The following is a 5,081-nucleotide window of genomic DNA, read 5'->3' as shown; positions in this document are numbered from 1 at the left end:
TGAATTTTTTAAGAAGGACTATAAATATTTTAATTCTAAAGTTGCTATATCTTATAAAGAACATTTAGAAAAGCTCTTGAATAAGCAAACAAAAGAATCTATAAGTGTATCTACAAAAAGAGGATACTTAAACGATTTAAAATCATTCTTATATTATTTAATAAGAGAAAATGGGTATAAAAAAAGCTTAAATTATCATGATATAGAATATTTGAATTTATCAATATCACAAAATACTTCATTAATAAATATCAATAATTTTAAAGAATATCCCAACATAGAACAATGCAAAAAAGTATTATTAAATATGAAAGAAGAAACATTAATAGAAAAAAGGAATAAAGCATTATTTGCATGTTTAGTAATAAGTGGAGCAAGAATAGAAAGTTTAATAAGCTTAAAATTAGGATCGGTTGATATCAATAAAAAGCTAATAAAACAAAGAGCAAAAGAAGGTATTAAAACTAAGTTTTCAAAGAATATAGATACCTTTTATTTTCCTGTAGGAAATGAATTTACAGAAGTATTTAATAAATGGCACTTATTTTTACAAATAGAATTAGGATATAAAAATAATTATCCACTGTTTCCTAAGGCTTATATTACATTAGATGAAGATTTATTCTTTAAACAAGAAGGATTTAGTTCAAAACCAAAGTTTTTTACATCCACAACACAGGCTAGAAACATTATAGAGGAAGCTTTTAAAAAAGATGGATATATATTTAATCCACATTCAATAAGGCATATGCTAGCACACATTGGAGAAGAAAGATGTAGTAATCCAGAAGAAATGAAAGCATGGAGCCAAAACTTAGATCATAGTAATGTAAGTACAACTTTTCAAAGTTATGGCAATGTTCATATAAATAGAGTAAGAATCATTTTAGAAAATTTAAAAGTTAATCATTAAAAATAGAAAAATTATTTATTAAAATTAATTAATATTTATTAAAAAGGTAGCAGAATAGTAGCAGAATGATTTTGTATGATTTTAAATAATTTGTGGAAAGCTAAGAAAATAATGGTTGCGGGGGTTGGATTTGAACCAACGACCTTCAGGTTATGAGCCTGACGAGCTACCGGACTGCTCTACCCCGCGACAAATAGTAGTATTTAAAGAATCTTAAAACTACCCTTATACATTATTATTAAATATAAAAAGATTGTCAATCAATTACTTATTGTCAGATATTCTCATTACGTATTTTTATTGTTAAGAATCATTGCTTAGAGCTACTTTTTTTGCTTAGAGAAATATAAAATAGCACAGGAAACTAAACTCATGCCTCCTGCAAATATCCACATAATATTTAAGGATGAATAATTTACAATTAATCCGTAGATAGTAGGACCCATTGCAGTACCGACTTGCTCCATTCCTACTGCCATACCGAAAATCATTCCGTATTTTGTTAGGGAACTCTGGTTTGATGCTTTTGTAGCAACTGATGGAAAATACACACCTAATCCGGCGGATAAGAGAAATAATACCCCTATAAAACTATAAATATCTTGCACCCAGATTAACAATATTACCGCTGACATTCCTAACAATCCTGTATAAATAGCTTTATTGCCATAGAAGAATCTACTCACTACTACCTCAAAAAATACTGTATTTATTCCTACTAATACCCAAATTATCCCCAAGTGTAAAGCAGTAAACCCAAAGATCTGAGAAGACCAAATACTAAGAAAAACCTCTAACCCTATAGCAGAAAAGCCAAAAAACATCATAAAGTATGCATTTAATAGAAATGCCCGTTGCTTTATTAAAGTTTTCAGGTAACTAAGTGTAGAATTTTTGTTATCAAAAATTGTATTTTTACTCTCACTAAAAAAAATTGCAAAAACTATTAAAGTAATTACATAAGCTATTCCTGACACTAAAAATGGTAAATATAAATTTTGTCCGCTTATATCATTACCAACCAATAACCCCCCTAGAGAGGGTCCTGCAATTAAGCCTAGAGAAAATCCCCCACTGATTAAGCTTACTGCTTTAATGCGATTCTCTTTAGTAGTTAAATCTGCTGCTATGGCAAAAAATACCGGTACGTTGCCCGCAAAAAAACCTGATACTAATCTTCCCCAGAATAATAAGGTATAATTTTCAATACTTTGACTAATTAGAAAATACGTAATACCTAAGCCGGCAAAAGTAATCATTAAAACAGGTTTACGTCCTACTCTATCACTTAAATTACCCCAAAATAAACAACCTATAAAATTGCTGATTCCAAAACCCGCAACGAATATTCCTATATTCAAGGACGATAATCCGTATTTTTGTACAAATAAAGGAATTAAAGGAATAACCAATCCTAACCCCATAATACTTAAACATATTGCTCCACACGCTATATATAACTTCATTTTTTATACTCCTGTCATTCATTACATTTTGTGTGCTTTATCAATAAATTCTGATTGTAGTAGAATTTTATCTGAAGATACTATTCTCTCTAAGATGCTTCTAAATTAGATAGAACTTAGATCTGTAATTTATTTTTATATTTAGGTTGTTACACTAATTAGGAGTAACCATACCTGTTTTTAAAACTGTAGTAATACTTTTAGTTTTAAGAATAAACCCTATGGTAAATCCGGTTACAATATCTTTTATAAAATTTGAATTTACAATATATGGACTTAAGTTTTTTTAAATAATTCTAAATCTTTGACAAAAGATACTATAGCTAGTATACTAGCATTATTTTATGTCTTGAAAATAGATCTGATACGTGGCAACTAGGTTTTTAGCTTCTTTTTCACTAAACCCTATAAACTCCTTTAAAATACTCGGAGATCCTATTAATGTTATAAAAATTTTAAGCCTAGTATTAAATACTGATTCTAAAAAGTTATCCTGTACTACCTTATTATAAAATATCCCTACCAATTAAGTATTATCTTCAGGATTAATTTCTGTAGAAAGACACATTTGTTTTCTCATTTATATCTGTTATGAGATTAAATAACATAATTTGCATATTTGCCTCATTATATTTTTGTATTCTTAATTAATTATATCATATTATAAAAGCACAAAATAAACTATTAAAATTTAGATATTATAATTAGCTTGTCAAGCTAATTCTGGAGGAAACATTCCCAATTGTAAGGCTTCTGCAATATGTTGAGATTTAGCAATAAATAGTGTAGCAACACTCTCTACAAATATAGTAAACAGTGTTTCTTTAAATAATGCTAACCATCTAATAAAATGTTCTTTAGTTATAACATTTTTTAAAGCCATATGTACTAAAAACGGGCTACCTTTATATTCTTTAGTCCCTAACATAACTGTTGCCCAAAATCTTTTTAATTCAACTAGATGTTCAGGCCAATCTGCAACATGTGTATTAAAAACCGGACCTATCATTTCATCTCGTCTTACTTTAGCATAAAATTTATCTACCAATAAAGATATACCTTTATGATTTATTTCTTCATATAGTAACATTGCTCTCTCCGCATATTATATACCCAATTAGGGCTAGTATTCTTAGAAATTATATTGTATTCTAAAAATAAAATATAATCTACTAAAATAGTAGGAGTTAACTTTATTCATAACAAAAATTATATTTCTCTAACCTTATATTCTATTGTAATCAGTGCTTTTTATGAGCAATTTTATGCTAGAATTATAAAATAATTATTGTGTACAATATTTTTTTTATTATAATACTTCTAGATAAATCTTAATCTTACTAAGGATAAAGTAAATGAATACAATTTATCAGAGTTGCGGGATGCTTCTAAAGCATGCTCCTAAAGGAAAAACTAATCCGGATGCCACTAGCAAAGAATATTGTAGTTATTGTTATGAGAATGGAGCTTTTATTAACCAAAAGATCACCGTGGAGGAAATGCGTGGAACTGTCCATTAAAGCCATACAAAAATTTAAGACTAGAAATATTTATAGTCTTAAAAGATTATAATGTTTATAGTAGGAATAGATTTTATGGATAAACCGATAAAAACTCTTAGTGCTGAACAATTAAGAGAAAAACTTAAACTTAATCCCTTATTAAAAATCTTAGACGTTAGAGAAATAGATGAGGTTAAAGAAGGATATATTGATGGGGCGGAAAATGTTCCTCTGAGTGAGCTATCTTTAGATAAAGTAAGAGTAGCTTTTGGATTAAAATATAATCAGGAATTTAGTGAGGATGATGAAATAGTAATTTATTGTAGAGCCGGATTCAGGTCTTTAGAAGCAATTAAGCAACTATATGCTCAAGGATTAGAGTCCACTTTATCTAATTTAGATGACGGAATAATAGCTTGGGCTCAAAAAGGTTATTTTATAGCTAGAGATTAATGTTATTTAAGTAAGCTGGTATTCACAAAAACTTATTGTACCTCTGTATTGATTAACATCTTATTCCTCCACATAATTAAGCCATAGATGGAATTTATTAAATAGATTACCCAAACTGCTACTAAAGTATAACTATTAATACTAATATATAAAGGAATACTAATAATATTTAGAGCAATCCACAGATACCAATTCTCAAGAATTTTTCTTGCCATAAACCATTGCCCTAAAATGGCTAATACCGTAGTTAGAGAATCAGTTATTCCTTGAAAAATATCGGTGTATTTACTAATTTTTTGCCCGATTAAAGTCATAATAACTAACATTACTATAGCTATACTACTATAACATAAGTATTCTAATTTTGATAATCTTCTAGTAATAGCTACGGATATATTAGGTTTCTGTTGAGCTTTATGAGGATGTCTCCAGTAATACAAACCATAAATATTAAGAATTAGATAAACTATATTAATAAAGGCATCCCAAATTAAAGGAGACCAAAAAACTACATAAATTAACCATAATAAAACTGAAATAATTCCAAAATAATAATTACTTATTTTTTCCCTAGCAACTAATACTACACAAATTACCCCGCTAATTCCCGCAAAAAAAGTAATTATTAAACTGATATAAACACTATAGGTAAATTCTGTAATATTTTGATAGTCCATATAAGAACCATAGGCAATAACAGATCGGAAGAGCGTCGTGTAGGGAAAGAGTGTAGATCTCGGTGGTCGC

Annotated in this window: 5 protein-coding genes and 1 tRNA gene; 3 read left to right on the top strand and 3 right to left on the bottom strand. The window is 28.4% G+C overall.

The window, feature by feature from the left end; genetic code table 11:
* On the top strand, positions 1-913 hold a 913-nt coding region (locus ACQCX0_RS06105), incomplete at its 5' end, for a tyrosine-type recombinase/integrase (protein ID WP_462563285.1).
* 112 nt (positions 914-1,025) lie between these two features.
* On the opposite strand, the gene ACQCX0_RS06100 is transcribed toward ACQCX0_RS06105, so the two are convergent.
* The 3 genes from ACQCX0_RS06100 to ACQCX0_RS06090 all read right to left on the bottom strand — a co-directional run bounded on the left by ACQCX0_RS06100 (position 1,026) and on the right by ACQCX0_RS06090 (position 3,469).
* A tRNA-Met gene (locus ACQCX0_RS06100) sits at positions 1,026-1,102 on the bottom strand.
* Between the two features lie 134 nt (positions 1,103-1,236).
* Positions 1,237-2,379 (bottom strand): MFS transporter, encoded by a 1,143-nt coding sequence (locus ACQCX0_RS06095; RefSeq protein ID WP_462563284.1) that lies wholly within the window; start codon positions 2,377-2,379, stop codon positions 1,237-1,239.
* 712 nt (positions 2,380-3,091) lie between these two features.
* Positions 3,092-3,469 carry a group III truncated hemoglobin gene (locus ACQCX0_RS06090; protein WP_462563283.1) on the bottom strand — a complete coding sequence of 126 codons (378 nt, stop codon included), beginning with the start codon at positions 3,467-3,469 and terminating at the stop codon, positions 3,092-3,094.
* 265 nt (positions 3,470-3,734) lie between these two features.
* Here ACQCX0_RS06090 and ACQCX0_RS06085 point away from each other — a divergent pair, with 265 nt between their 5' ends.
* Entirely contained in the window at positions 3,735-3,899 is a 165-nt protein-coding gene (locus ACQCX0_RS06085; RefSeq protein ID WP_462563282.1) for a zinc ribbon domain-containing protein, read from the top strand.
* Between the two features lie 75 nt (positions 3,900-3,974).
* Positions 3,975-4,334, top strand: coding sequence for a rhodanese-like domain-containing protein (locus ACQCX0_RS06080; RefSeq protein WP_462563281.1), 360 nt, complete (start codon positions 3,975-3,977; stop codon positions 4,332-4,334).
* Positions 4,335-5,081: the final 747 nt, after the last annotated feature.

The organism is Candidatus Hepatincolaceae symbiont of Strigamia maritima, from assembly GCF_055505085.1.
This window is presented reverse-complemented; position numbering and strand designations above follow the sequence as displayed.